At 68.6% G+C, this 25,999-nt stretch carries 21 protein-coding genes and 1 pseudogene; 6 read left to right on the top strand and 16 right to left on the bottom strand.

Features of this window, described 5'->3' with window-relative positions; genetic code table 11:
• Positions 1-87: 87 nt before the first annotated feature.
• Positions 88-684 carry a TetR/AcrR family transcriptional regulator gene (locus Ssi02_RS04585; RefSeq protein ID WP_204021283.1) on the bottom strand — a complete coding sequence of 199 codons (597 nt, stop codon included), beginning with the start codon at positions 682-684 and terminating at the stop codon, positions 88-90.
• Between the two features lie 95 nt (positions 685-779).
• Here Ssi02_RS04585 and Ssi02_RS04580 point away from each other — a divergent pair, with 95 nt between their 5' ends.
• Positions 780-1,655 (top strand): NAD(P)-dependent oxidoreductase, encoded by an 876-nt coding sequence (locus tag Ssi02_RS04580; RefSeq protein WP_307825579.1) that lies wholly within the window; start codon positions 780-782, stop codon positions 1,653-1,655.
• Between the two features lie 262 nt (positions 1,656-1,917).
• On the opposite strand, the gene Ssi02_RS04575 is transcribed toward Ssi02_RS04580, so the two are convergent.
• The 5 genes and pseudogenes from Ssi02_RS04575 to Ssi02_RS04555 all read right to left on the bottom strand — a co-directional run bounded on the left by Ssi02_RS04575 (position 1,918) and on the right by Ssi02_RS04555 (position 7,009).
• Positions 1,918-2,691, bottom strand: coding sequence for a serine hydrolase (locus tag Ssi02_RS04575; RefSeq protein WP_239128586.1), 774 nt, complete (start codon positions 2,689-2,691; stop codon positions 1,918-1,920).
• 135 nt (positions 2,692-2,826) lie between these two features.
• Positions 2,827-4,440: an N-acyl-D-amino-acid deacylase family protein gene (locus Ssi02_RS04570; protein ID WP_204021277.1), complete on the bottom strand. Its 1,614-nt coding sequence runs from the start codon at positions 4,438-4,440 to the stop codon at positions 2,827-2,829.
• A pseudogene (locus Ssi02_RS04565) lies at positions 4,440-5,199 on the bottom strand (amino acid ABC transporter ATP-binding protein). The gene Ssi02_RS04570 and the pseudogene Ssi02_RS04565 overlap by 1 nt, the downstream one beginning before the upstream one ends.
• Positions 5,196-6,149 (bottom strand): amino acid ABC transporter permease, encoded by a 954-nt coding sequence (locus Ssi02_RS04560; protein ID WP_204021275.1) that lies wholly within the window; start codon positions 6,147-6,149, stop codon positions 5,196-5,198. Before Ssi02_RS04560 ends, Ssi02_RS04565 begins: the two are co-directional and overlap by 4 nt.
• On the bottom strand, positions 6,143-7,009 hold the full coding sequence (locus tag Ssi02_RS04555) for an ABC transporter substrate-binding protein (protein ID WP_204021273.1): 867 nt from the start codon (positions 7,007-7,009) through the stop codon (positions 6,143-6,145). The genes Ssi02_RS04560 and Ssi02_RS04555 overlap by 7 nt, the downstream gene beginning before the upstream one ends.
• A gap of 142 nt (positions 7,010-7,151) precedes the next feature.
• On the opposite strand from Ssi02_RS04555, the gene lysA reads away from it, so the two are divergent.
• Positions 7,152-8,444: a diaminopimelate decarboxylase gene (gene lysA / locus Ssi02_RS04550; protein ID WP_239128585.1), complete on the top strand. Its 1,293-nt coding sequence runs from the start codon at positions 7,152-7,154 to the stop codon at positions 8,442-8,444.
• 318 nt (positions 8,445-8,762) lie between these two features.
• Here lysA and Ssi02_RS04545 read toward each other — a convergent pair whose 3' ends face one another.
• The 7 genes from Ssi02_RS04545 to Ssi02_RS04515 form a co-directional block, all read right to left on the bottom strand.
• Complete coding sequence (locus tag Ssi02_RS04545; RefSeq protein ID WP_204021269.1) at positions 8,763-9,332, bottom strand: nitroreductase/quinone reductase family protein; 570 nt, start codon at positions 9,330-9,332, stop codon at positions 8,763-8,765.
• A 34-nt stretch (positions 9,333-9,366) separates the two neighbouring features.
• Positions 9,367-11,118 (bottom strand): FAD-binding oxidoreductase, encoded by a 1,752-nt coding sequence (locus Ssi02_RS04540; protein WP_204021267.1) that lies wholly within the window; start codon positions 11,116-11,118, stop codon positions 9,367-9,369.
• A gap of 32 nt (positions 11,119-11,150) precedes the next feature.
• On the bottom strand, positions 11,151-11,837 hold the full coding sequence (locus Ssi02_RS04535) for a 4'-phosphopantetheinyl transferase family protein (RefSeq protein ID WP_204021265.1): 687 nt from the start codon (positions 11,835-11,837) through the stop codon (positions 11,151-11,153).
• Positions 11,838-13,355: an HAL/PAL/TAL family ammonia-lyase gene (locus Ssi02_RS04530; RefSeq protein WP_239128584.1), complete on the bottom strand. Its 1,518-nt coding sequence runs from the start codon at positions 13,353-13,355 to the stop codon at positions 11,838-11,840. It abuts the gene before it with no gap.
• Positions 13,352-14,500 (bottom strand): class I adenylate-forming enzyme family protein, encoded by a 1,149-nt coding sequence (locus tag Ssi02_RS04525; RefSeq protein ID WP_204021263.1) that lies wholly within the window; start codon positions 14,498-14,500, stop codon positions 13,352-13,354. The genes Ssi02_RS04530 and Ssi02_RS04525 overlap by 4 nt, the downstream gene beginning before the upstream one ends.
• A 40-nt stretch (positions 14,501-14,540) precedes the next feature.
• Positions 14,541-14,801: an acyl carrier protein gene (locus Ssi02_RS04520; RefSeq protein WP_204021261.1), complete on the bottom strand. Its 261-nt coding sequence runs from the start codon at positions 14,799-14,801 to the stop codon at positions 14,541-14,543.
• Between the two features lie 88 nt (positions 14,802-14,889).
• Entirely contained in the window at positions 14,890-16,137 is a 1,248-nt protein-coding gene (locus tag Ssi02_RS04515; RefSeq protein ID WP_239128605.1) for a beta-ketoacyl-[acyl-carrier-protein] synthase family protein, read from the bottom strand.
• Positions 16,138-16,593: 456 nt separating this feature from the next.
• Here Ssi02_RS04515 and Ssi02_RS04510 point away from each other — a divergent pair, with 456 nt between their 5' ends.
• Positions 16,594-18,567, top strand: a complete 1,974-nt coding sequence (locus Ssi02_RS04510; RefSeq protein WP_204021258.1) for an AfsR/SARP family transcriptional regulator — start codon at positions 16,594-16,596, stop codon at positions 18,565-18,567.
• Between the two features lie 84 nt (positions 18,568-18,651).
• Here Ssi02_RS04510 and Ssi02_RS04505 read toward each other — a convergent pair whose 3' ends face one another.
• A complete protein-coding gene (locus tag Ssi02_RS04505) occupies positions 18,652-19,374 on the bottom strand; it encodes a class I SAM-dependent DNA methyltransferase (protein WP_307825577.1) in 723 nt (240 codons plus the stop codon).
• A gap of 73 nt (positions 19,375-19,447) precedes the next feature.
• On the bottom strand, positions 19,448-20,728 hold the full coding sequence (locus tag Ssi02_RS04500; RefSeq protein WP_204021256.1) for an activator-dependent family glycosyltransferase: 1,281 nt from the start codon (positions 20,726-20,728) through the stop codon (positions 19,448-19,450).
• 710 nt (positions 20,729-21,438) lie between these two features.
• Between Ssi02_RS04500 and rfbA the strand changes: the two genes are divergently transcribed.
• On the top strand, positions 21,439-22,311 hold the full coding sequence (gene rfbA / locus Ssi02_RS04495; RefSeq protein ID WP_204021255.1) for a glucose-1-phosphate thymidylyltransferase RfbA: 873 nt from the start codon (positions 21,439-21,441) through the stop codon (positions 22,309-22,311).
• A gap of 22 nt (positions 22,312-22,333) precedes the next feature.
• On the top strand, positions 22,334-23,344 hold the full coding sequence (gene rfbB, locus Ssi02_RS04490) for a dTDP-glucose 4,6-dehydratase (RefSeq protein WP_204021253.1): 1,011 nt from the start codon (positions 22,334-22,336) through the stop codon (positions 23,342-23,344).
• Here rfbB and Ssi02_RS04485 read toward each other — a convergent pair.
• A complete protein-coding gene (locus Ssi02_RS04485; RefSeq protein ID WP_204021251.1) occupies positions 23,308-24,762 on the bottom strand; it encodes a helix-turn-helix transcriptional regulator in 1,455 nt (484 codons plus the stop codon). The genes rfbB and Ssi02_RS04485 overlap by 37 nt on opposite strands.
• Positions 24,763-25,100: 338 nt before the next feature.
• Between Ssi02_RS04485 and Ssi02_RS04480 the strand changes: the two genes are divergently transcribed.
• The gene (locus Ssi02_RS04480; protein WP_204021249.1) at positions 25,101-25,874 is read left to right on the top strand and encodes an NAD-dependent epimerase/dehydratase family protein; all 774 of its coding nucleotides are present in this window, start codon (positions 25,101-25,103) and stop codon (positions 25,872-25,874) included.
• Positions 25,875-25,999 lie beyond the last annotated feature (125 nt).

Here is a 25,999-nt window from a genome sequence, read left to right as displayed (position 1 = left end):
ACAAGTACCTAGCTAGGTGGTCCGCCAGACCGGCAGTGGCCGGCTCCCCCACCACGACCTGCGCTGAGGGGTACGGCGGAGCCCCGGTCAGCGATATGTGTCGATAAGTCGGGCCAGGTGGCGACCCGCGACTTGCAGGGGCTCAGGGCTTTTGGACACCTGGGCGGCCATCTCAGCCCCCTCCAGAGTGTTGATCACCGTATGAGCCAGCTCACGAGCGTCGGTCTCGGCGATGCCGGATCGCCGGAGGCTGTCGCACACGATCTCCCGCCACCGTGCGAACGCCTCCGCCGCGACGACCTGAATGCCGGGAGCGTGGACGGCGGTGCCTAGGGCGGCGGCGGTGACCGGGCAGCCGTCGATCCAGTCGGAGGCGCGCAGGCCGTCGGCGAGGTCGGCGGCGCAGGCGGCGATGGCTTCGGCGGGATCGTCGTGCTCGGCCAGTTTCTCGGTGAGGAACTCGGCGAACTCCCGGTCGCCGTGGCGGACGGCCTCGACGGCGAGCTCCAGTTTGCCTCCGGGGAAGAAGTGGTAGACGGAGCCGAGGGTGGCATCCGCCTCCTGGGAGATCTGCTTGAGCGTGGTGCCTTCGTAGCCGTGTCGCTGCATCAGGCGTGACGTCACCCGGACGACCCGCTCCCGGGTGCCGAGCCGGACATCCTCCTGGACTGGCTTGGTCTTCATGGCCACAGCCTACTGAATAGAGCGTTCGTTTTAGAGCCGTGCTACAGTCCCCCACTAAATAGAGCGCTCGTTTTAGCGACGACCGGCGTGAGGAGATCCCCGTGAGCAAGCAGGCAGTCACCATCATCGGACTGGGCCCGATGGGCAAGGCGATGGTCAACCGGTTCCTGGACGAAGGCCACCCGGTGACCGTGTGGAACCGCACCGCGCGCAAAGCCGACGATCTGGTGGCCAGAGGTGCCCACCGGGCCGCGACCGTCGAGGAGGCTCTCGCCGCCAACGAGGTGGTCGTGCTCTCACTGACCGACTTCGAGGCGATGTACGCCATCCTCAAACCCGCCGAAACCGCCCTAGCCGGCCGAGTGATCGTGAACCTCGGCTCCGACACCCCGGGCAGAGCACGTGAGGCGGCCAAGTGGGCGACGGCTCACGGAGCCGGCTACCTCACCGGCGGAGTCATGTCTGCCCCTTCCGGCATCGGCGCCCCCGAGTCCTTCACCTACTACAGCGGCCAGAAGGAGATCTTCGAGGCCCACAAGGAGACACTGGAGGTGCTGACCGGCACGGACTACCGAGGGAGCGATCCCGGCTCGGCGGCGCTCTACTACCAGCTCCACATCAACATGTTCTGGACGACCGTCATCAGCTTTGTGCACTCCCTGGCGATGGCCCGCGCGAACGGCATCTCCGCCCAGGAGTTCGTCGGCCCCGCCAGCAACTCAATGACCGACATGTCGGCCTTCCTGGAGTTCTACGCCAAGCGCATCGACAACGACGAACACCCCGGCGACGTCGACCGGCTGGCCATGGCCGAGGCCAGCGTCGACCACGTCGTCCACACCGCCAAGGAGGCGGGCGTCGACCACGCCCTGCCTGCGGCGGTCCTGGAGCTCATCCGCCGCGGCATGGCCGCAGGCCACGCCGACGACAGCTTCACCAGCCTGTTCGAGGTGTTCAGGAAGGCGGGCTAACCCACTCTGCCGGACACGCGCGGTCAGCAGGTCAGTGGAGGCGCGCCGAACGACAGGGGCAGGTCGAGGCCGCCGCGAACCGCGCTTGCACACCGCCGGCCATCCGGGTCAGTCACCGAACCGGACGCCTGGCACCAAGATTCGCCGGAAAGGGAAGATGAAGAAACGTGCCCGCGACCACGGTCCGCCCCTCCCCGGGCGGAGGGGCTCCGGCAACGCGATCATCGACGTGCCGGGGGTGGAGGTCGGCCGCACGGTGCCCTCAGTCCGTGGCGAGGGCGAGGGCGCCGATGTCCAGGCCGAGGTCGCGGACCTCGCCGACCAGGGCGTGCTCACTCCCGGCCGGACCGTGAGCGAGTACGGCGTAGCCGAGGCGGCGCCGGCCCACGATGACGCCCACGTCGGTGCGGGTGCCCGTGTCGGTGCCGGTCTTGTTGGCCACCCACACCACGCCTTCGGGGAGGGGCCCGTCCGGCTCCTCCGCCTCGGGGTCGTGGGGCAGGAGGGCGGGCACCAGGGCGCGGTCGGTGTTGGCCGACATCCAGCCGCGCAGAATGCGCGCCCAGGTCTCGTCGCCGCCCACGCGGGTGGCGAGCCGGGCGAGTTCACCCGCCGTGCCGAGGGCGAAGGCCGGCGGGTGTTCGGGGCCCCGGGGTTCGCGGATGCGGTCGAGCAGGCGTGTGTGCGACAGGCCGAGTTCGGCGGCCCCCTCGTTGACGCGGTCGAGGTCGACCGTCCTGATCAAGGCGTTGGTGGCGGTGTTGTCACTGACCGACGCGGTGAGCAGGGCGAGGTCGGCGACCGTCCACACGCGGGCGGACAGGCCGGTGAGCAGCCCGGACCCGCCGCAGTAGTCGTCGTCGCGCAGTTCGACGCGGGACGCCGGGTCGGCGACGCCGCCCGCCAGGTCGCGGGCGAGCCGGGCCAGCAGCAGCACCTTGCCGACGCTCGCCAGCGGCAGCGGCTCGTCCTCGTGCAGGGCGAGCAGACCGGGCACCGAGGCCGCAACCACATGCGGATAGGAAGAAGCGGTCACGGCCGCGATACCTCCGATGACATCGTGAATCCGTCCGTGCGGAGTCGGGCCGGTCGATCGGCTGTCCCCCGCACCATCCATTCATCGCCGATGTCGGCACCGCACCGCGCGCCGACTCACCGGTGATCACCCGGCTTACGCCGTCAGCACCTCGCCCGGCCGGGCCCCGGTGTCGGCGCCGCCGGCGACGACGATATGGCCGGCCGCCACCACCAGGTGGATCCCCGCCGGCGGGAGCAGCGGCTCGGCGTAGGTCGCGCCGTCGCCCACGGTGGCCGGGTCGAACACGACGAGGTCGGCGTGGGCGCCGCCGGCGATCACGCCCCGGCCGGCGAGGCCGAAGCGGGCCGCGGCCATGCCGGTCATCTTGTGCACAGCGGTCTCCAGCGGCATCAGCCCCAGGTCCCGGCTGTAGTGCCCGAGCACACGCGGGAACGTTCCCGCCCACCGCGGGTGGGGATGGCCGGGTTTGGGCACTCCGTCCGACCCGATCATGGCGAACGGACTCGCCAGCACCCGCCGCACGTCGTCCTCACGCATCGAATGGCTGATGATCGTGACCTCGCCGCGCTCGGCCACGAGCAGCTCGGCCGCCAGGTCCAGGGGGTCCACGGCCCGCGCGGCGGCGAGCTCGGCGATGGTGCGGCCCTCCACCTCGGGGTTGCGCACTGCGCCGGCCACCGAGATGCGGTCCCAGCCGCCGTTGCCGACGGTGTTCTCCCAGCCCGGCACCCCTTCGGCGATGGAGCGGCGCATCCGCTCGCGCTCGGCGGGGTCGGCGAGCCGCGCGGTCAGCGCCGTGACTCCCCCGTCGTTCGCCCACGGCGGGAACATGGCCGACAACATCGTGCTGCCCGCGGTGTAGGGGTAGACGTCGCACGTCACGTCCATCCCGGACTCGCGCAACGAGGCGATCCGGGGCAGGGTGACGAGCGTGCGGCCCCAGGCGTGCCGCCCGGCGGTCTTGTGGTGGGAGACGTGCAGCGCCGCGCCGCTCCGGCGGGCGATCTCGACGGCCTCCTCCAGCGCCTCCTCCACCCGGGACATCTCATCGCGCAGGTGGGTGACGTACGGCTTGCCGTGCCGGGCCGCCACCTTCGCCAGCGCGACGACCTCCTCGGTGCCGGCGTAGGTGCCGGGGGTGTAGATCAGGCCGGTTGACAGCCCGGCGGCGCCCTGGGTGAGGGCGGTGTCGAGCAGGTCGCACATCACCGCCAGCTCCTCGGGCGTGGCGGGCCGGTCGGCGTAGCCGAGCACCCCGGCACGCAGGGTGCCGTGGCCGACGAGGGAGGTGAGATGGTTGGCGCGGGGCACGGCGATATGCGCCTCGGCAAACCCCTTGTAGTCCGTAAATATCGGGACCGGTCCACCGAAGGAGGCGCGGGCACTCGGCACCATGCCCGCCACCCGCTCCGGCAGCGCGGGAAACAGGCTCGACCCGCAGTTGCCGCAGATCTCGGTGGTGACGCCCTGCATGACAGCGGCACGCGCCAGGGCGCCGGCCTGCTCCCCCGCCCCGGCGCCGATCAGCGTGATCGCGTCCGAGTGGGTGTGCACGTCGATGAACCCCGGTGCGACGACCAGCCCGGACGCGTCCACCGTCCGCCGCGCGGGGGGACGCGCCCCTTCGGGGAGTACGGCAAGCCTCCCTGACCGCACGGTGATCTCCGCCCGGCGCAGTCGCGCGCCTGTGCCGTCTGCCACCGTCCCGCCGCTGATCAGAAGCTCGGCCTCCACCGGGCCGGCCATCACAGCACCTGGCCGAGGAACGCGCGGAACCGCTCGTGCCGGGGAGCCGCGAGGATCTCCCTCGGATGCCCCCGCTCAACGATGACCCCGTCGTCCATGAAGACCAGGTGGTCGCCGACCTCGCGGGCGAAGCCCATCTCGTGCGTCACGACGATCATTGTCATGCCGCTGGCCGCGAGGTCCCGCATGACCGACAGGACCTCCTGCACGAGTTCGGGGTCCAGGGCACTGGTCGGCTCGTCGAACAGCATGAGGCCGGGCCGCATGGCCAGGCTGCGCGCGATGGCCACCCGCTGCTGCTGGCCGCCGGAGAGCTGGGCGGGGTAGTGGCCCGAGCGGTCGGCGAGGCCGACCCGGTCGAGGAGTTCGGCGGCGTCCTTGGCGGCAGCCGTACGCGACACGCCCTTGACCGTAAGCGGGCCCTCCATGACGTTTTCCAGCGCGGTGCGGTGTGGGAAGAGGTTCCAGCGCTGGAAGACCATGCCGATGCGTTCGCGCTGGCCGCAGAGCTGTTTCGGCTTCAGGTGGCAGAGCTTGCCGCCCTTCTCGCTGAAGCCGATGAGCTCGTCGTTCACCCAGATGCGGCCCGAGTCGATGGTCTCCAGCCGGTTGACGCAGCGCAGGAGGGGTCGACTTGCCGGAGCCGGACGGGCCGACCACGCAGACGACCCCGCCGTGCTCGACGTCCATGTCGATGCCTTTGAGCACCTCGATGTCCCCGAACCGTTTGCGCACGGATCGGATGCGGACCGTCGTCATGAGCCACCTCGTGTGAAGGGCAGGAGGTTCCTCCGCATGCGCGAGCCGGCCGACAGGCCGTCGTGGCCGCGGTTGAACCTCTTCTCGATGAAGTGTTGCCCGATGCTGGCGATGGTGGTGAGCACGATGTACCAGATCGAGGCGACCACGAGCAGCGCGATGACCTCGAAGTTGCCGAGGTAGATCCGCTGGGCCACGGTGAGCAGTTCGGCTCCGGCGATGACCGAGACCATGGAGGTGGTCTTGAGCATGGAGATGAACTGGTTGCCGGTCGGCGGGATGATCACGCGCATGGCCTGGGGCAGCACGACGCGGCGCAGCACCTGGCCGTTGGACATGCCGAGGGACTCGGCGGCCTCCCGCTGGCCGGGGTCGACCGAGCGGATGCCCGCGCGCACGATCTCCGCCATGTAGGCGCCCTCGTTGATGGACAGGCCGAGCAGCGCCGCGGTGAACGGCGTGATCAGCTCGTTGGCCTGCCATTCGAAGAGCTTGGGCCCGTCAAAGGGGATCCCGATGGAGATCTCAGGGAAGACCAGGCCGATGTTGAACCAGAAGATGAGCTGGACCAGCAGCGGCGTGCCCCGGAAGAACCACGTGTAGAGCCCGGCCGTGCCCCGCAGGACGGGGCTGTCCGACAGTTGCATGACGGCGGCGGTGATGCCGAGCGCCAGACCGATGATCATCGACAGCACGGTCAGCGCGATCGTGATCCAGAGGCCCGACAGGATGCGCCCGTCGAGCAGGTGCCCGGCGATGACGTCCCAGTGGAGGTTCTCGTTGACGATGATCGTGTAGGCCAGCCACACCAAGCCGAGCAGCGCGAGACCGGCGGCGGCCCAGCGGGCGGGGTGGGGCGAGCGCGTGGCGTCGATCGGCAGGTGGGGGGACTTCTCGGAGGGGGCGGCCGAGGTGCCCCGGCCGCCTCCCTCGTTTAGACCGGTCACCATTTGGCGGTGTTCACCGTGACCTCGGGGACGGCGTTGGCGCCGACGCCGTACTTGTCGAGGATCTTCTTGTACTCGCCGCCGGCCTGCAACTCGCGCACGGCGAGGGCGATGGCGTCGCGAAGCCCGGTGTTCTTCTTGTCGATCGCGATGCCCCACGGGCCGGCGTCGTACTGCTCGGCCAGCACGTCGTACTTGCCGGTCTCCTTGGCGTACATCGCGGCGGCGGGCGAGTCGACGATGGTCGCGACGGCGCGGCCGGAGTCGATGCTGAGCAGCCCGGTCGGGGCGTCCTCACTCTGCATGATCTGCATCTTGGTCGCGCACTTGTCGTTCTGGCGCTCGCCGATGGCCAGGTTGGAGCTGCCCTTGGCGAGCACCACCTTGCGCCCGCACAGGTCTTCGAGGTTCTTGACCCCTTCGGGGTTGCCCTTCTTCACCATGATGGCGCCGCCGGCGCTGAAGTAGTCGACGAAGTCGACCACGGCGCGGCGCTTCTCGGTGTCGCTGAGGGACGACATGGCGATGTCCCAGCGTCCCGCCTGCAGGCCGGGGATGAGCCCGTCGAAGGCGGCGTTCGTCATTTTGATCTTCAGGCCGAGCTGGTTGGCAATGGCGGTCGCCAGGTCGGGGTCGACGCCGGTGAGCTCTTGGGTGCCCGGCTTGTACATCTCCATCGGGGGGTAACCCTCCGAGGTCGCCATGCGCAGCTCGCCTGACTCGCGCACCTTATCCGGCACCATCTCCCGTGCGGTCTTGCCCGCCGTGGCGCCGGTGTTCTCGGTGGCTCCCGAGTTCGCGCGGCCGCATCCGGCGACCAGCGTGCAACCCAGCAGAACCCCGATCACCAGGTGTTTCCGCATACTTCCTCCTCGCCACGAACAATGAGGACATGTTGGCCAGACGTGGCGAAATCACCAAAAATCGTGATTGCTTGCGATTGTCAGCATCGAACTCTTCGATGCTCACGATGCGTTGCCAACGGCTCCCCTGTACCGTTCTCGCATGACCGTGGTGATCGACAGGGTTTGGCCGCATACGGCGGGCAGGACCGAGGGCGAACTGACCCTCGGCGGAGTGGGCGTCCGCGCCCTCGCCGCCGAGTACGGCACGCCTGCCTACGTCCTGGATGAGAAGGATTTCCGGGCCCGGGCCCGCGCGTGGCGCGACGCTCTCCCCGGCGGCGAGGTGCACTACGGAAGCAAAGCCTTCCTCTGCCCGGAGATCGCGTCCTGGCTCGCCGAGGACGGCCTGTCGCTCGACGTGTGCACCGGAGGCGAGCTCGCCGTCGCCCTCGCCGGGGGCATGCCCGCCGACCGCATCACCTTCCACGGCAACAACAAGTCGGTCGCCGAGTTGCGCCGCGCCGTCACCGCCGGCGTCAACGCGGTCGTGCTCGACTCCTTCACCGAGATCGAGCGCCTCGCCGAGGTCGCCCGCGACGCCGGTGCGCGCCAGCGCGTCATGATCCGGGTCACCCCGGGGGTCGACGCCCACACCCACGAGTTCATCGCCACCGGCGGGGAGCGCTCCAAGTTCGGCTTCTCCCTCGGCCTCGGCCTGGCCGCGCAGGCCGTCGCCCGCGTGCTGGCCGAGCCCCACCTGGAGCTCATCGGGCTGCACTCCCACATCGGGTCGCAACTCCTCGACCTTGAGGGGTTCAAGATGGCGGCGGGCAAGATGGCGGCATTCCTGGTCGAGTGCGAGCGCAGACACAACGTCCGCATCCCAGGTCTCGACCTCGGCGGCGGCCTCGGCATCGCCTACCGCGCCGACGACCCGGTGCCGCCCAGCCCCGCCGAGCTCACCGCCGTGCTACACGACGCCGTCTCCTGGCTCGACACCCCGCCCGTGCTCTCGGTCGAGCCCGGCCGTTCGATCGCCGGCCCCACCACCGTCGCGCTCTACGAGATCGGCACCGTCAAGGAGATCCCCGGCGTCGGCGTCTACGTCAGCGTCGACGGCGGCATGAGCGACAACCCCCGCCCCGCGATGTACGGCGCCGCCTACACGGCCGTCCTCGCGAACCGCGTGTCCGACGCCCCCGAGCGGCCCGTCAACCTGGTCGGCAAGCACTGCGAGAGCGGCGACGTGCTCGGCTGGGACATGCCCCTGCCCGCCGACGCCCAACCGGGCGACCTGCTGGCTATCCCCGCCTCCGGCGCCTACCAGCGCTCCATGGCCAACAACTACAACCACGTCCTGCGTCCCCCCGTGCTCGCCGTGCGCGACGGCCAGGTCAAGGTCGTGGTGCGCCGCGAGACCGAGGACGACCTGCTGCGCCTCTACCCCCGCTGACCACCCCACCGCCGGCGACCCCGCTCACCCGGCCGGGACGGCGCACGCCCCGGCCCGGCGAAGGTTCCACCTTCAGCAGCGACGGCCGCTTTGCGCAATGCGGCAAAGGTCCGGAGGGAACTCTTCCTCCGGACCTGCACCTCGGTGGGTGGTTCTCATCGTGCTTGGGGGAGGCGCACTCGCGCGGCTCCCTTCTGGCAATTTCCGTCGGGAGCCACAGCGGCCTTCCACGAATGGCCGTGAATGGCGCTTCACGCGCCACGGCCTTCCCCATTCAGGCCGAAGGGGTCCCGCACCCGGGATTAAGCGGCCGGATGCTCACAGCGGAGTCAGATAAATGACGGCCTGGTTGCGCCGTCGCGCCGCGTCGGCAAGCTCCTCATGCGTCGGCATGCGGTCGACGTTGATCACGATGCCGAGTTTGCGGGCCCCTTTGACGCCGACCCTGTTCAGGAGCTCGGCCGTGCCCTCGGCCATGGAGTCGGGGTCGTCGTCGAGTTCGGCGCGCATGCGTGTGCGCACGCCGTTGTCGGTCACCTCGATGTCGGCGCCGCCGCGGAAGTTGACCCGCCATCTGGCCTCGGTGAACACGGCCGTGCGCCCGTCGACGTTCTGCTTCATCACGGGCACCTCGTAGTGCGTGCCGGTCTTGCGACCGGTGAAGTGAAGCAGAATCATATTTTCAACCGAACTCTTTCCTCCCTTCCTGATCTGCTCGATCATCGATTTCTTGAAAAGACGCATCATCAATTTCATCAGGCGTGATGTGCCGCGGATTTCCACAGGAAACTTGCCTGAGCTCGACATGGTTGGTAATTCTAGTCGACGGGCAACGCCGAACTCGGCGAACCGCTCCGGTGTTCCGTTCCTGAAGCGGGAACAGAACACCGGTCAGCTCACATTCCAGGCGGCGTGAAGACCGTCAGAGCCCGTCGAAGACTCCCACGTGCCGCGGCGGCTTCGGCTTCGGATAACTCTTCGGAGCCGGAGTCTGCACACGTCCCTTCGAGGCCGGCGCGGCCGGGCTCGCGGGGGCCGCCAGGTCACGCGCGCGAACACCCGGCGGCTGCACCGACAGTGCGTGCTGGAACACGTTGCGCGGATCCCACTTGGCCTTCACCTGCTGCAACTTGGGATAGTTGTCCTTGTAATACAAGGTGTGCCAGGGGATGCCCGACGTGTTCAACGCCGGGTCGGCGAGGTCGGTGTCCGGATAGTTGATGTAGGCCCCGTCGCTGGCCGTGTTCGGCGCGGGCACGCCGCCGGTGTCGGAGTAGACCTCCTGGTAGAGCCCGCGGATCGAGGCCAGCCTGGCGGCGTCCTCGGCCGGGTCGTACCAGCCGATGTCGTAGAACGCGATCATGCATGAATCCCGGTGCGGGGTCGCGGTGGCGTCCGGCCGGACCGAGTTGATCTTCCCCCCGTAGCGCAGGAGGTAGACCGCCGACCCGGCGTTTGCGGGAGTCTGCGCGAGGTAGCGATAGATCGCGCTTATCTGGCGGTCGGACCACGGCTCGCGGAGATATCCGGCCTTCGACTTGAACCGCAGATAGAACGGTGTCGAGTCGTAGGACGTGCTCATGCGCATCCACAGCGCGTTCACCCAGTATTCGACGAAGGGCTGCGGCCCGACCCCCTCGCCGACCGCCTGGACGAAGGCCCACACCGATCCCTCCGCGTTCGGATCGGTGCCGTCCGCCGTCACGAAGAGCTGAATGGTGCCGCTGTCCGCGTGGAACATCGTCAGGGAGCTGTCGAGGATGGGAGAGTTCGCCGGACCGGCCGCCGCACGCTGCAACCGCCCATAGTTGCTGACCAACCGGTTGAACGTGGCCTCGGTCAGATCCGGCCACGACCAGTGCACCTGCGTGACGAGCACTTGCGCCGGCGGCTTGGGCAGGAGCGTCTCCGGGGTGTTCCCCGTGGCGTCCGGCGCGCGGAACAGATAGCGCGTGACGATGCCGAAGTTGCCGCCTCCCCCACCGGTGTGCGCCCACCAGAGGTCGCGATGAGGATCGCCGGCCTCACGCGTGGCGACCACGATGCGCGCGCGGCCCGACTTGTCGACCACGACGACCTCGACGCCGTACAAGTGGTCGACGACCAGCCCGTCCCGGTGGGAGAGCATGCCGTATCCACCGCCGGACACGTGCCCCCCGACACCGACACCGGGGCACGACCCGCCGGGGACGGTGACCCCCCAGTTAAGATAGAGCGTGCGATAGACGTGACCGAGACGGGCGCCCGCCTCGACGGAGAATGCCTTGTGCTTCTCATCGAAGTGGACGTTGTTCATCTCCGAGATGTCGATGAGCACCTGCACGGCCGGGTCGTCGACGAGACCTTCGAAACAGTGGCCGCCGCCGCGCACGACGATCCTCTTGCCGGCCCGGACGGCCTCGGTCACCACCCGCGCGATCTGCTTGGCCGAGTGCACGACCACCAGCGACTCGGGCTGCCCGGAAAAGCGGGCGTTGTAGCCGCGGGTGTTGAGCTCTTGATAACGCGGGTCGTTCTTCCCCAGCTCCACCGGGGGCAGCGAGGACGTGCACGCCCCCGCGGTCGCGGCATTGGCGGCCGGTGCCGACGTGCCACCGAGAGCGAATCCCCCGGCCACTGTGCCTGTCGCGGCTATCGTGGCAAGGAATCCACGCCGAGATGCCTTCTCCGACATTGATCCTACTTCCTCTACAACAAAAATGCTCTTCAGGCCCTTGGCGAGGAGGCCTCGTCCGTCTGGAACAGGGGCTGCGCCACCGCGGTCATCACCAGTCCCCCGGTCACCGACCACCGCCCCGCGAAACCGGTGACCTGCCGCCCGCCGACGACCGGTCCCGGCACCGTCAGCCGCGCGGTGAACGCGCCGCTGTGGAGGTCGGGCACGATCGCCACATCCCGATATCCCATACGCCGGCGGTTCAGCGGGTAACACGCCTTGTAGACCGACTCCTTGGCGCTGAACAGGAGTTTGCCCCAGCCGATCTCGGGCCTGGCCTCGGCGAGCCGGGAGACGTGGACCTGCTCCCTCGGGAGAGCGATCGCCTCCAGCATGTGCGTGGGCATGTCGCCGCCCGGCACGACGTCGAGTCCGATCGCGGCCACGTCCGCGGCCCGGGCGACGGCCACCGCGCGGTATCCCGCGCAGTGCGTGATGCTGCCCACCACACCGTCAGGCCACTGCGGCGCCCCGCCCTCCCCTGGCACGATGGGCGAAGGGGGCACCCCGAGCCGGGCGAGAGCCGTACGCGCGCAACTCCGTGTGGTGGTGAACTCGCGTCGCCGGATCCCGCCCTGGACGACGACTGCCTCCTCCACGGGGAAGAGCTCCACGTCCAGCTCGCGACCGGCCACCTCCTCGACCTCCACCCCGGCGGGCAGCAAATGCCTGATCATTCAGTTCCAGTCCTCGTCCGCGCCGAGCAGCTCCGCCGCGTGCTGGGAGATGAGGTCCCGGCAGGCCCGCACCTCCGCGGCGAGCGGGCGGTCGCGCTCCAGCGGCGGGGAGAGCTCGGCCAGCCTCGCCCAGACGGAGTCGTCCGCCGGCGTCGCCTTCGACAACGCGGCCCACTGCGAGACGGCCACGCCGAGGGAGCCCACGACCAGCCAGGCCAGCTCCAGCGCCTCGGCGACGGAGTTGGCGCCGTTGAGCGCCATGGGCACGTGGTCCTGGTTGCCGCCGTTGGTGGGCAGCGCGGTCAGCGAGGCCGGGTAGACCAGCTGCCTGATCCGGGAGACGAACGAGGTGGCGCTGAGCTGCACGCCGGCGAGCCCGCTGCCCGCCCCCGGGCGGGGGGTGAGCATCGGCGGCAGGCCGCTGTTGGATGACGGGTCGCAGAGCAGGGCGAGCTGGCGTTCGGCGAGGTAGGCGACCTGCTGCAGGCACAGCCCGACCTGGTCGGAGCACAGGCCGACCGGCATGGCGTGGAAGTTGCCGCCGTGCAGGAGCTCGCCCTCGTAGCAGATCGGGTTGTCGGTGCAGCCGTTCGCCTCGCGGACGAGGATCTCCTCGGCCGCCAGGAGCTGGTCGAGCACCGCGCCCAGCACCTGGGGGGCGCAGCGCAGGCTGTAGGGCTCCTGCAGCGGCCGGCGCGGATCGCGCTCCATGTGCTCTGGGAGGCCGGCCCTGATCCACGCGGCCACGGTGAGCTGGCCCTGCTGCCCCCGCGCACGCCCGATGCCCTCGTGATATGCCTCGGAGTTGGAGCCGAGGAGCTCGGCGATGCGCGCGGTGAGCACTCCCACGGCCCGCACGAGCCGCATGACCGACTGGTGGTTGACGATGGTCTTCGCCAGGCTGACGCTTGTGCCGTTGACGAACGCCAGCGCCTCTCGCGCCGACCATTCGATCGGCGCGAGCCCCATCGACGACAGCACCTGCGCCGCGGGGCGGACCGTCCACTCGCCGTCGTCGCCGCGCGCCCACGCCTCTCCCGTGCCCGCGATGGCGAGGGCGGCGTGCGCCAGCGGTTGGAGGTCGCCGCTCGCGCTGACGGTGCCGTGTTGCGGGATCGCCGGGGTGAAGCCGGCGTTCCAGCGGTCGGCGAGGGCCTGCCAGAAGGTGGGGGAGACCGCGGAATATCCCTTGAGCATGCTGCTCAGCCGCAGCCAGAAGATCAGCCGGGCCTCGTCGGGAGGGAGCGGGCGCCCCTGCCCCGACGCCAGGTGGGCGATCAGTCCGGCGCCCTGTTCGGCCGCGGAGTCGGCGGCGTCATAGGCGACCAGGGGGCCGAAACCGCGCGTCACACCGTAGACGGCGTCCTGGGCGGCCAGCTTCTTCGCCAGCACCGAGGCGCTCGCCTCCATGCGCGCCGCCGCCTCGAAGTCGCAGGGATCGAGAGTGGCCTGCCATCCCGAACTGCGGACGATCTCAGCGAGGCGCCGCAGCGGTTGTCTCTCCACGAAGGCCGTCACGTTTCTCCCCCTTCAGCGGAGATGAGCGGTCGCTGTACGCGCCGGAGTTTTCCTGTATCGGTACGGTCGATGCGGTCGACCAGGTGCACTTGCCGCGGGCGGACGGAGATCTGCCCGAGTGATGAACGCACGGCGGCCTCGGAGAGCGACGTGCCGGGCTCGGAGGCCACGAGCAGGTCGAGGTGCTCACCGCTCATCGCGTCCTCGACGGGGAGGAACGCCAGATCGGCGCAGCGGAGTACGGCTCGCGCGGAGTGTTCGAGGTCGTCCAGGTTGACCCGGCGACCGTTGATCTTGACCAGGCGGCTTCGCCGGCCGGCGAAGCGAAAGCTCCGCTCGCCGGCGACCTCGACGAAGTCGTCGGTCTGCCACACCCCGGCAGGCTCCTCCCCCGGGCGGAAGGCGAGCCTGGGACTTCGTATCACCAACGGCGTTTCCTCTCCTGCTCTGGCGGGAGGCTCGGCGAACTCGACGTCGTCGAGGAGGCGCCACAGGACATCGCCCGGAGTCCAGTCGCGGGTGGCGATGCCGCCCGCCTCGGTCGAGCCGAACACCTCGACCAGGCGCACCCTGTCCTCCCCCGCGCCGCTCTTTGTGCCGGCGCCTCCGCGCGTCTCGCTGAGAAAGGTCCCGGCGATCGCGGGCAGCGTCGCGGTGCTGTGCAGAACGGTGAGGTGCCGGGCCTCAGACACCCAGGAGGCGTGCCTGCGCAGGATGGAGAAGGTCCACGGGACCGCCACGATCACCAGCCGGGAGTGGCCCGTCTTCGGCATCTCGCCGAAGTACTGCGGGCGATACCAGACGGGTATGCCAAGCCGGACGGGCAGCAGGAGAGTGGTAAGCGCTCCGTAGAGGTGCCGGGGTGGCGCGAACGAGACGATCGCCTCCGGCCGGCCTTGCCGTACCAGATCGGCCAGCAGACCCGCCTCCGCCCACAGCTGGTCCCGGGTGCGCCGCCAGCACTGGCTCGGCCCGGTGGTGCCCGACGTGTGGAAGTCCACGACGGCCGGGAGCGACTCGTAGACGATCTGCTCGGCGTCACCGCCGAGCAGATCCCATCGGACGAGCCAGGACCGCTCGTTGATGCCCGGCCCGGCCGCGCCCTCCTCGAATAATTCGGCCGGTGTCAATTCGCTATAGGTCACTGTTCACCCCTGGGCGCGGCACCGGGGATTTCGGCGGCGGTCAACTCTCTTCCGCGTGCTTCCGGACGAAGTCAAGGAGGTCCCCGACGGTGATGAGACGGGCGAGGTCCTCTTCTGGTATCTCCACGCCGACCTCCTCCTGGACGGAGAAAGCGATTTCCACGATCGACAGTGAATCAAGTGCGAGATCCCCGCTGAACGACTTGTCCGGAAGGACCTCGGCCGCCGTCAAGCCGCTGACCTTCTCCACGATCGCGGCAATCCGCGAAAGCAGTTCTTTTTCATCGTCGGCAATATGCATGGCATGTCCTCCAGATCCTTTTCTCCACATGGACCGCTCCGGTCGCCTCCGGCGACCGGGCGAGCCCGTGGGCCCCCGATCCCCGTCGTCATCGCACCGGTCCGTCTCCTCCACCGGTCCATCGCCTGGCCACCAGCACGGCATTGTGCCCGCCGAACCCGAAGGAGTTGCTGACGGCGACGTCGACCTGGTGATGTTGTGCCTTGTGCGCGACGAAGTTCATCGCCGGATCCTCCGGGTCGTCGCAATTGACGGTCGGCGGGGTGATCCCCGAACGGAGCACCTCCAATGCGACGGCCGCCTCAATGGCCCCCGCGGCGCCGAGCATGTGCCCCGTCATGCTTTTCGTGGAGCTCACGGGAACCGTTGTCGCGTGCTCGCCGAACACCCGCCGGATCACCTTGATCTCGGCGGTGTCGTTGAGCGGGGTTCCGGTGCCGTGGGCGTTGACGTAGCCGACCTCCTCGGGGGCGGCCGACGCCTCGGTGAGCGCCGTCCTCAGAGCCCGCTCGACGGCCACGCCGGCCGGGTCTGGCACGGTGAGGTTATACGCATCTGTCGTGGCCCCATATCCGGCCAACTCACCATAGATTCGGGCGCCACGCCGCTCGGCGTGCCCGGCGCTCTCCAGCACGAGGATCCCCGCGCCGGCGCTCATCACAAAGCCGTCCCGCTGCCTGTCGAAGGGCCGGCTGGCACGTTCCGGATCGCCGGTGCGCCGTGACAGCGCTTTCGCCCGGGCCGCTATGGCCAGCTCGAAGGCGGTGAGCGTGTCGTCGGCGCCGCCCGCCAGGACCACGTCGGCCCTGCCCGACCTGATCAGCTCCATGGCCTCGCCGACGCAGGTCGCCCCCGTGGCGCACGCGGTCGACAACGACGCGGAAGGTCCGCGCGCCCCCAGGTGGAGCGCCACCTCCGCCGCCGGTCCGACGACGCCGGCCGCGGTGAAGGCATAGGGGCTGATCCCCATGAAGCCGCGCCGCTCGAAGGCCGCGTGCGCGTCGATGACCGCGCGCAGCGGCGGATAGGCCGACCCCACGATCACTCCCACGCGGGCGGCGGCGTCCGGCTCGATCTCCAGCTTCGCGTCGTGGAGCGCGGCAACGGCGGCGGCCAGGGCGAGATGAGTGGTGCGGCCGGTGCGGCGGACCAGGGCGGCGGGAAGGACGGCAGACGGATCGAACCCCTTGATTTGCCCGCCGATTTGCACGGGGATTCCGGTGACATCGAAATCGGAAATGACACCGACGCCGCTTCTTCCCTGCACGAGTCCCGACCACGTGTCGGACCAGTCGAGGCCCAGCGGGGATATCACTCCGAAACCGGTGACGACCACCCGATTCAACTGCCCGCCTTGCGAAATATCTCTATTTGACATGAGCGCCTCAGCGAGGAAAGGGAATTCGATCGATCGGAATAGACAGTAGCCGAGAGTGCGGTGATCCGTCACCATCCGGGCCTTGTTTTCGATATTCCGGCAAAGAATCAGGTCATTGTTTCACGATGACCCATTCCATATCCGCACGCGCGGGAAGGTGTCCCGCCAGCGAGACAGCGCCGGCGGGGCCGCTCGGCAAAGCACACGGCCGGGGGGCCGGCGCGGGCTCATTATGACCCGACGGCACCGCCCTGACCGGCCACATCTGGGGTGAGTGCCGGATACCCGAAGGTTTTCGCCGCCTGTCAGGCCATCTTCCTGTTAGTCTGTTTATACCGATGTGCGGGAAACGCAGCTGACCAGGGCAATTGGGGTGCCCGTAGGTCGGTGGAGTTTGAACCGGGGGCCGCATCCGTGAACGAAGCAATACATGTCAGACTGCTTGGCCAGGTCAGTGCCTCAAAGCAGCGTGAGCTCCTCAACCTGGGCCCACCGCAGCAGCGTGCACTGTTCGCCGCTTTGGCAGCCAATGTCAACAAGGTAGTCAGCAGAGATGAGCTGATATCTGCGGTTTGGGGGGCGACTCGCCCCGCCACTGTGGAGAGCAGCATCTACACCTATGTCGCGCGACTCAGGCGGAGCTTCGAGCCCAAGCGCACCAACAGGGCACCCTCCGAACTCCTTGTCGGTGACCGGTCCGGCTACCTGCTCCAGCTCGACCCTCGACAGGTCGACGCCTACCTCTTCGAGGAGCATCTGGCCGACGCCAGACGTCTGCAGAAGGTCGGCTCCCCCACCCAGGCCGTGACGGCGTTCGACGCGGCGCTGGCGTTCTGGCAGGGCACCGCCTTCGGCGGGACCGTCGGCCCGTTCGCCGACAACGAGCGCACCCGGCTGAACGAGCTCCGGCTCTCGGCCTGTGAGGACCGTGCCAAACTCCTGCTCGACCTTGGCCGGCCCGCCGACGTCATCCGCGACATATCACCGCTGGCGCTCGAATTCCCGCTGCGGGAGCGGTTCCGGCACCTGCTGATGGTCGCCTACTACCGCTCCGGCCGTCAGGCCGACGCGCTCGCGGAATACAGGGACGCCCGGCAACGCCTGATCAGCGAACTCGGCATCGAGCCTCAGGACGAGCTGCAGCGATGTCACACCCAGATCCTCAGCGGCGCCCCTGAACTCACCCTTTACTCCACCGGGCCCCAGCACGAGCCCGCCGTCGCCGGCCCCTCGTGGACGGCCCCCGCCCAGCTCCCCCGCGACGTGCCGGGTTTCACCGGCCGCCGGCGCGAGATGGAGGGGTTACACACCTTCGTCAGGGAGGCCGAGGCCTCGGGCGAAGCCGGGCTGATCCTCGTCAACGGGGCCCCCGGGGTCGGGAAGTCGGCGCTGGCGCTGCGGCTCGCACACGAACTCGCCGACCGTTTCACCGACGGCCAGCTCCATCTGGACCTCAACGGCTTCTCGGCCGACTCCCAGCCGATGACCGCGCTGGAGGGGATCGGGCACCTCCTCTACGGCCTGGTGCAGACGCATCCCATGCCCTACGCCGACCTGGAACGGCAGGCGGCGCTCTATCGGAGCATGGTGGCGGGCCAGCGCCTGCTCATCGTCCTGGACAACGCCAAGTCCGCCCACCAGGTGCGGCCGCTGCTGCCGGGAAGCCCCTCCTGCCTGGTGATCGTCACGAGCCGCAACCGGCTCTCCGGGCTGACCACCCGCGACGGGGCACGACGCATGACGCTCGGCGCCATGTCGGACGACGACGCGGTCGAGCTGCTCCGTCGCTTCATCGGCAGGGGCACCGAGACCCGGGGGCACGGCGATCTCCAGGAGCTCACGGACACAAGCTGCCGGCTGCCGGTGGCGCTGCGCACGGCGGCCGAGCACGTCATCTCCCGCTCGCATGCGCGAGGGGCGGAAAGGCTCGCCTCCCTCGTGCGCCGGGAGGATCTGCTCGACGGCGTGGACGCGGACGGCGATGAGCTGTCCTCGTTGAGGGTGCTCTATTCGTGGTCCTACCGGGGGCTCCCCGAGGAGTCGGCGCGCGTATTCCGGCTGATGGCACTCCTCGGCGGACCGGACGTGGACCTGCCGACCCTGGCGACCATGGCGGGACACCGGCCGAACGTCGCCCGGCAGCACCTGAATCCGCTCTTGAACGGGCATCTGATCCGTGAGACGTGCTTGGATCGTTTCACCTTCCACGACGAGCTGCTGCGTGCCTACGCCCGTGAGCTGGGCTGCGGCGAGGACTTCTCCATCGACCACGCCCGGCCGGCGGTGCCGGAGCTCGCCCCCTGCGCCCACTCGGCCGGCTTCGGGATCAGCGTTCCACATCCACACATGCCCCTCTCCGAGTCCATCGCCTGCTCCGGGGGCACCTGACCGGCCGCGGCCCGCTTCGCGTGGGTCGCGCGGGTCGCCCGGCGAGCAGGCACGGGGGCAGGCGGGCGAGGCGGAAGCCGTACATCACTCCCCCCTGACCGCCACGAACAGACCGCGCCCCGAGGGGCCGCCCTCGATGTAGTCCACGCGGAGTCCCGCGGCGGCGAACGCCGCCTCGTAACGCTCCCTGGTGAACAGGGTGTTCACGTGGGTGACGGTGAAGTGGCGGACCGCCGTGCCGGCGTCGGCGGCCAGGTAGTGCACCTCCATGACGCTCGCGTCCCCCTTCCTGACCGTGCGGGAGACCCGGGCCAGGGTACGGCCGTCCACGGTGACCACATCCCCCGCCACATAGCCGGGGAGGAAGCTCTCCGGGAACCACCAGGGCTCGATCAGGACCACGCCGCCGGGGACCACGTGGGCGGCCATCCTCGTCAGGGCGCTCCTCAGCTCCTCGTCGGAGCTCATGTAGGCGATCGAGCTGAACATGCACGTGACCGCGTCGAACGTGCGACCCAGCTCGAAGTCACGCATGTCGCCCTGGTGCAGCGGCACACCCGGCATGCGCTCACCGGCGACCTTCAGCATGTCCGCGGAGAGTTCGAGCCCCTCGACGTGGTCGAAGTCCCCGGCGAAGAATCGCAGGTGCGAGCCGGTGCCGCAGGCGACGTCGAGCAACGAGCGGGCCCCGGGGTGTCGCTTCAGGATCAGGCTCCGCACCTCGGACGCCTCGGCTTCGTAGTCCTTGCCCCGGCCCTTGTAGATCGCGTCGTAGACATCGGCCAGTTCGGAGTCGTACAAGACCATCGTTCCTCTCGCTGTGCGGCGTCGCTCACCGGCCCGCTCGCCGATCCGCTCGCCGGTCGGCCTGCCGGCCGGCTCAGCGGCCGGTGAGTGCGGTCGCCGGCCGGTGCCGGGCGGTGAGCTCCTCTATCTGGGGCACCACGTCGTTGGGGCTGGGCATGGCGAGCATTTCCGCCCGCAGGCGGGCCGAATGCTCGGCGAAGGAGGGTTCGCCGAGCAGGCGTTCCACGCACGCGCGGATCTTCTCGCCGGTGACCTCGGCCGGTTGGAGGGTCAGGCCGGCCCCTTCCTCCGCCAGGCGCTTCGCCCGGACCGGCTCATCGAACATCGTCGGTATGACGAGCTGGGGAACACCGTTGATGAGGGTCGTGTAGAAGGTGCCGTTGCCGCCGTGGTTGATCATCGCGGCACATGTCGGCGCCAGGACGTGCAGGGGGGCGAAGGACACAACCCTCGTGTTGCCGGGCACGTGCCGGAGCTTGGCCTGCGCCTGCTCCGAGAGCGTCGCCACCACCTCGACGTCGAGGTCGGACAACGAGTCGAGCAGGTCCTGCACGGACACCGCATAGCCCTCGAACCTCTCGGTCGCCGTGGTGCCCAGCGTCAGGCAGATCCTCGGACGCTCCGGCTCGGCACGCAGCCAGCGGGGCACGGTGGCGACGTCGTTGTAGGGCACATAGCGCGTCGGCACATAGGGGAGGTCCAGGCCCAGCGACATCGACGGCGGGTTGTGGTCGATGATGAACTGCCCGTGGGCCATGTCCTCGGAGAACTCGACGCCGACCGTCCGCGCCCGCGCGTCCATCCACTCGGCCAGCGGATCCTCCAGCACCGGTCCCGGCTGCCGGTCCCTCGCGGCCATGAACTCCTCGCGCAGCCGGCTGAAGAGGTCCACGCTCCACATCAGGCGGGCGTGCGCCGCCCCCGAGGCCTTGGCGGCGATCGCCCCCGAATAGGTCAGCGGCTCCCAGATCACCAGGTCCGGCTGCCAATGGCGGCAGAAGTCGGTGAGGTCGCCGACCAGTCCCCGGTTCACAAGCCACGGCCACCAGCGCACATAACCCTGGTAACCCAGCCTGAGGTGCTCCCAGCCGACCTGCTCCCAGGTCGTGCCGGACATGTCGAAGCGGGACACCTCGGCCCGCGGGTCGAAGAACTTGAACGCGCGGTTGACGCGATACATGTCGTGGTTTTTGCCGACGGGCACGGCGGTGAGGCCGGATCTGACGATGACATCGGTCAGTTCCGGCTGGCTCGCCACACGTACTTCGTGTCCGGCGTTCTGCAAGGCCCAGGCGAGTGGCACCATGACCAGAAAGTGGGACTTCTCCGCGTAGGTCGCGAATAGAATGCGCATCGTCATCCTCTCCCATGCGCTCCGGCATTATTCATCCGGCGCATGGAACCCGGTGTCCTTGCGGCGAGTCTTATCATCATCGCGCGGCCCATGGTTCGCGAAAGGGACGCGGCCGGCTCGCTCCATCATCCGCAGCGCCCGCAGACCATGGAAAATCGTCCGCGAGCGCGGATGAAGTCCGCGCAGGCCCACGCGCCCGAACAAAGCACAGCCCGAACAAAGCACAGCCTGCACAAAGCACAGCCTGCACAAAGCACAGCCTGCGCAAGGCACTGCCTTACACAACACTGCCCGTACACAACACTGCACCTACACAGCGCTGCCCATACACAGCACCGTCCGTACACAGCGCTGCCCATACACGGCACCGCCCATACGAAGCACTGCGGAAGAAGACTCAACCGTGACCTCTATGGAGGTTAACCGGGATTCCGTGGTGAGCCAACCCCAGGAAATCCAGCAAAGGCACAATAGGGGTTGAAACCGGTGCCGAACCGAACGATAGGTTTACCACAGACGAGGCATCTCGCCTGAGCCTTTATCTCACTTCACCGGCGTGGGCCGCAGGGCAGATTATAACAGGGCATGCGCCCGCCGCCCCGGCTGATCGGTGAATCGCCGCGGGTTATGGACAAGGCTCGGCCATCAGCTCTCAACCGACATTCACATCGCCTGCCACGACGCCGGCGGCAAGTCAAACAGGAGCCGTGATGAAGGGAATAGTTCTCGCCGGAGGAAACGGAACACGTTTACACCCGCTCACTCTGGCGACCTCCAAACAGCTTCTCCCCATATACGACAAGCCCATGATCTATTACCCGCTCGCCGTGCTTATGCTGGCGCGAATCCGGGACATCCTTATCATCTCCACCCCGAACTCCCTCCCCTCGATCCAGGAACTCTTCGGCGACGGGTCCGGGCTGGGCCTCAACATCACCTACGCGAGCCAGGCCGAACCGCGCGGCATCGCCGACGCGTTCGTGGTGGGCGCCGACCACGTGCGCGGCGACGACTCGGCCCTCATCCTCGGCGACAACCTCTTCCACGGTGCCGGGTTCCCCGAAGTCCTCCGCGCCGCGCAGCAGGATCTGAAGGGATGTGTCCTGTTCGGCTACCCGGTCACCGACCCCGAGCGGTACGGCGTCGCCGAGGTGGACGCCGACGGCAGGCTGCTGTCGATCGAGGAGAAGCCGGTGCAACCCCGGTCCGACCAGGCGATTACCGGCCTCTATTTTTATGACCGGCAGGTCGTGGACATCGTCAAGGACCTCAAGCCGTCGGACCGAGGCGAGCTGGAGATCACCGACGTCAACCGCGTCTACCTCGAGCAGGGGCAGGCCCGCCTGGTCGAGCTCGGCCGCGGATTCACCTGGCTCGACGCCGGCACACATCTGTCCCTGCTGGAGGCGAGCCAATACGTGCGGATTCTCGAACACCGGCAGGGGGTGCGTGTCGCCTGTCTGGAGGAGATCGCCCTGCGTATGGGCTTCATCGATCCGGACCAGTGCTACAGCAAGGGGCTGGAGCTCAGGCAGTCGGCGTACGGCCAGTACGTCATGGACATCGCACGATCATTGGCATGATTCACGGTAGGAGTGCGGATAGATGCGGATCTTAGTGACCGGCGGCGCCGGATTCATCGGATCGAACTTCGTACGGCACGCCCTCGCGGGCGCCTACGAAGGGTTCGAGGACCCGCAGATCGTCGTCTTGGACAAGCTGACCTACGCCGGCACGATGGACAGCCTCGCCTCGGTCATCCATGACCCGCGGCTGGAGTTCGTGCACGGGGACATCTGCGACGAGGACCTGGTAGACCGCGTCATGAAGGATGTCGCGCTGGTTCTGCACTTCGCCGCGGAGACCCACGTCGACCGCTCCATCAACAGTGGTGTGGACTTCGTGCGCACCAATGTGGTCGGCACGCAGACGCTGCTGGAGTCCGCGCGGCGGGGCGGCGTCGGGAAGTTCGTGCTCGTCTCGACCGACGAGGTGTACGGCTCGATCGAGCGGGGTTCGTGGGTGGAGGACCACCCGCTCGAACCCAACTCCCCCTACTCCGCCTCCAAGGCGGCAGGCGACCTCCTCGCCCGCGCGTTCAGCCGCACCTACGGCTATCCGGTCTCGATCACGCGCTGCTCGAACAACTACGGCCCCTTCCAGTTCCCCGAGAAGGTCATCCCGCTGTTCATCACCAATCTGCTCGACGGCGACACGGTCCCGCTGTACGGCGACGGCCTGCATGTCCGGGAGTGGATTCACGTGGACGACCACTGCCGCGGCATCGCGCTCGTCGCCCGGCACGGCCGTCCCAACGAGGTCTACAACATCGGCAGCGAGGTCGAGCTGACGAACCGCGAGCTGACCGAGACGCTGCTGGAGATCGCCCAGGCCGACTGGTCGCGGGTCCGCCACGTGAACGACCGTAAGGGGCACGATCGCCGCTACTCGGTGGACAGCACGAAGATCACCACCGAGCTGGGCTATCGGACCCAGGTGGACTTCATGGACGGGCTACGGGACACCGCCCGCTGGTATGCCGAGAACCGGAGCTGGTGGGAACCGCTGAAGAAGGGCGACTATCCCCCCGTATGGGAGGAGGCGAGCCCCGTCTGAGCCCATCCGGCAGGGGGCCACACCGGGCCCGAGCCGACCACCGGTTCGGGCCTGTCGCCCCCTGGGACCAGGTCGGAGTGCGCCGCGAACGCCTTGGCCAAGCCGGCCCTGCCATCGATCTCCAGCTTTCGATAGATCTTGGTCAGATGCTGCTCGACAGTGCTCACGGTGATGGCGAGCCTCTCCGCGATCTCGCGGTTCATAAGCCCCTCGGCCGCCAAGGCCGCCACACGCCGCTCCGCGCCGCTCAGCTCGGCACCGCCCGGCTCAGCGCCCGGATCGGTAGCACCCGGCCCCGCGTTCCTCGGGGCGGTGTGCCGGCCCCGCCCGTGCCCCGCCGCCGGCGACCCGGCCCGCGCCTTGCCCCCACGCCCACGCCTGAGCCTGGCCAGTCTGCTGCGCAGCTCGGCGCGATGGCTCAGGTCCATGTCCCCGAGCACGGCGCTCCGTCCCGCCGGGTGGCGGAATCCACCGTGCGCGAGCACACCGGCGGCCACCAGCCCGGCAACCGCCTGCTCCACGGCCATGGTGTCGACGCGGAGCAGCTCCTCCAGCAGGCCGGGAGCACGCAGGTCGCCGAGCACGGCCAGCCCCCGCGCGACCCGGAGCTCGGTTCTGCCGCCCCGGTGGACGGTGGCGAGCACGGCGTGCCGGTAGGCCTGTCCCACCACGAGATGCCCCGCGGCACCCGCGGGAGCGGCCCGGCGGTCGTCGAGCAACGCGTGGATGAGCAGCGGATTCCCGCCGCTCACCTCGTGGCAGTCCCCGGCGAAACGATCGATCTCGTCGGCGGGCACATGCCCGGCGGCCAGGGCGGCGACGCTGGGCACGCCGAGCGGGCCCAGCTTGACGAGGTGGCAGTGGCGCAGCCTCAGCAGATCGGCGTCGATCAGCGGATGCACCCGCTGCGGCCGTTCCCTCTTGGTGAGGAGCATCAGCACGGGGGCGTCCCGCAACCGATGGATGAAGTAGAGGAGGCACCGCATCGAGAACGCATCGGCATAGTGCACGTCGTCGACGGTGATGAGCATCGGCCCGCGCTCGGCCAGGAGCAGCAGCTCCGACCAGAGAACGTTCATGACGCGTGCCCGTTCGTTGACCGTCCACTGGTCCGGCGGGCCCGATCCCCGTTGCATCGCCGTGAAGAGACGCGCCATGTGATCGCGGCGGCTCTTCGGCAGCGACGCGTGGTTGAACAACTGGCCCACCACGCCGAGCGGCAGCGTGCGCTCCGCCGACGAGGCGAGGGCACTCAGGACCGGCACCCCCCCGCCGGCCACCTCCGCGGAGAAGGCGTGCAACAACTCCGTCTTTCCCGACGCGACCGCCCCTGTGATGGTCGTCGCGCTGCCCAATCCTTTGCGGCATTCGGCCAGCAGACCGCGCAGAAGAGCGAACTCGTCATCACGTTCCAGCATCTTCACACGCCGACCCCCTCATTCCCCGGCCTATTGTCGTGAGCACACCATACAAAATTCGGGAATCATCCGGCCGTCCCGCTTCACGCACTCCGCGTGGAACCGCGCACATCTTGCTCTTCGCATCGCAGTCCGGCACGATCGTAGAAATAGGATTTCATGCCTGTGGAAACACCGAGGGAAAGCGCCTGCCACCGGCCTTCACCGTGTCTCGCTGGCGGGACACATGGTGATGCCGTCTTCATTCTTCTGCCACCTCATCCGACACGAGTCTCGGCGCCCCCCGCACGGGGGCAGTGGAACCGACACCGAGCCATGAGTTTGAAAGCGGTGCCTTAATGGAGATCGTTGGAAATGGATTTCTCGCTCACCATCTCCAGCAGATTGCCGACGCGCACCCGGACGTACTCGTTCTCGCCGCAGGAGTGTCTCTTTGGAAGAACTCCGACGACGACTACGAACGAGAGACCGAACTCGTCCAGAAAATCAACAAACGGTGCGTGCTCGAAGGCCGGACGCTGGTGTTCCTGTCGACCGCGTCAATGAGCATGTACGGCGCACCCGGTTGCAGCGGACGAGAAGACGAGGAAATCGTCCCGGTCACTCCTTACGGCTGGCACAAGCTGAAACTGGAGCAGCTCGTCCGGGATTCAGGGGTCAAACACCTCATCCTCCGGCTCGGCTATGTCGTCGGGCCCGGCGGCCCGGCCAACCGCCTGATGCCCGCACTGATCGATCAGATGACGTCGGGCAGTGTCACGGTCTATCGCCAGGCCAGGCGCGACATCATCTACGTCGACGACTGGGTGTCGCTCCTCGACAAGATCCTCACCGCGGGCATCACCCACGAGGTGCTCAACATGGCCTCGGGGCAGTCGGTGCCGATCAGCCTGATCCTTGACCACCTGGAGCACCGCCTTGGGCTCGCTCCCAAACGGAACGTCATCGACGAGGGCACGGAGCACTGGATCTCCGTCGAGAAGCTGCGCCGTGTGCTGCCGTCCGTCACCGACGAGGACTACGGCCCCGAGTATTACCGCTCGGTCATCGACCGCTATCTCGAGTCGACGGGCTTGCTCGGCGACGGCTCGCCGGCCTCCGGCCGCCGGTAGGCGGCCCCTTCGCGGTCTCCGCGGGTGCCCGGGCGGGAACGTGCGCGCGGACGGAGTCCCCATCCGCGGAGCCGCTGTCCTCATCCGCGGAGCCGGGTGTCCGCGTCCCCGGTCGCGGTGAACAG

The organism is Sinosporangium siamense, from assembly GCF_016863435.1.
Classification (GTDB): domain Bacteria; phylum Actinomycetota; class Actinomycetes; order Streptosporangiales; family Streptosporangiaceae; genus Sinosporangium; species Sinosporangium siamense.
The sequence above is the reverse complement of the archived record's forward strand: the minus strand, read 5'-3'. Positions and strand labels throughout refer to the sequence as shown.

Bases quoted from the DNA above. Each gene is read 5' to 3' on its own strand.
- Ssi02_RS04585 (WP_204021283.1), bottom strand. From the start codon at position 684: ATGAAGACCAAGCCAGTCCAGGAGGATGTCCGGCTCGGCACCCGGGAG.
- Ssi02_RS04570 (WP_204021277.1), bottom strand. From the start codon at position 4,440: ATGGCCGGCCCGGTGGAGGCCGAGCTTCTGATCAGCGGCGGGACGGTG.
- Ssi02_RS04560 (WP_204021275.1), bottom strand. From the start codon at position 6,149: ATGGTGACCGGTCTAAACGAGGGAGGCGGCCGGGGCACCTCGGCCGCC.
- Ssi02_RS04555 (WP_204021273.1), bottom strand. From the start codon at position 7,009: ATGCGGAAACACCTGGTGATCGGGGTTCTGCTGGGTTGCACGCTGGTC.
- lysA (WP_239128585.1), top strand. From the start codon at position 7,152: ATGACCGTGGTGATCGACAGGGTTTGGCCGCATACGGCGGGCAGGACC.
- Ssi02_RS04540 (WP_204021267.1), bottom strand. From the start codon at position 11,118: ATGTCGGAGAAGGCATCTCGGCGTGGATTCCTTGCCACGATAGCCGCG.
- Ssi02_RS04535 (WP_204021265.1), bottom strand. From the start codon at position 11,837: ATGATCAGGCATTTGCTGCCCGCCGGGGTGGAGGTCGAGGAGGTGGCC.
- Ssi02_RS04520 (WP_204021261.1), bottom strand. From the start codon at position 14,801: ATGCATATTGCCGACGATGAAAAAGAACTGCTTTCGCGGATTGCCGCG.
- Ssi02_RS04505 (WP_307825577.1), bottom strand. From the start codon at position 19,374: ATGGTCTTGTACGACTCCGAACTGGCCGATGTCTACGACGCGATCTAC.
- Ssi02_RS04500 (WP_204021256.1), bottom strand. From the start codon at position 20,728: ATGCGCATTCTATTCGCGACCTACGCGGAGAAGTCCCACTTTCTGGTC.
- rfbA (WP_204021255.1), top strand. From the start codon at position 21,439: ATGAAGGGAATAGTTCTCGCCGGAGGAAACGGAACACGTTTACACCCG.
- rfbB (WP_204021253.1), top strand. From the start codon at position 22,334: ATGCGGATCTTAGTGACCGGCGGCGCCGGATTCATCGGATCGAACTTC.
- Ssi02_RS04485 (WP_204021251.1), bottom strand. From the start codon at position 24,762: ATGCTGGAACGTGATGACGAGTTCGCTCTTCTGCGCGGTCTGCTGGCC.
- Ssi02_RS04480 (WP_204021249.1), top strand. From the start codon at position 25,101: ATGGAGATCGTTGGAAATGGATTTCTCGCTCACCATCTCCAGCAGATT.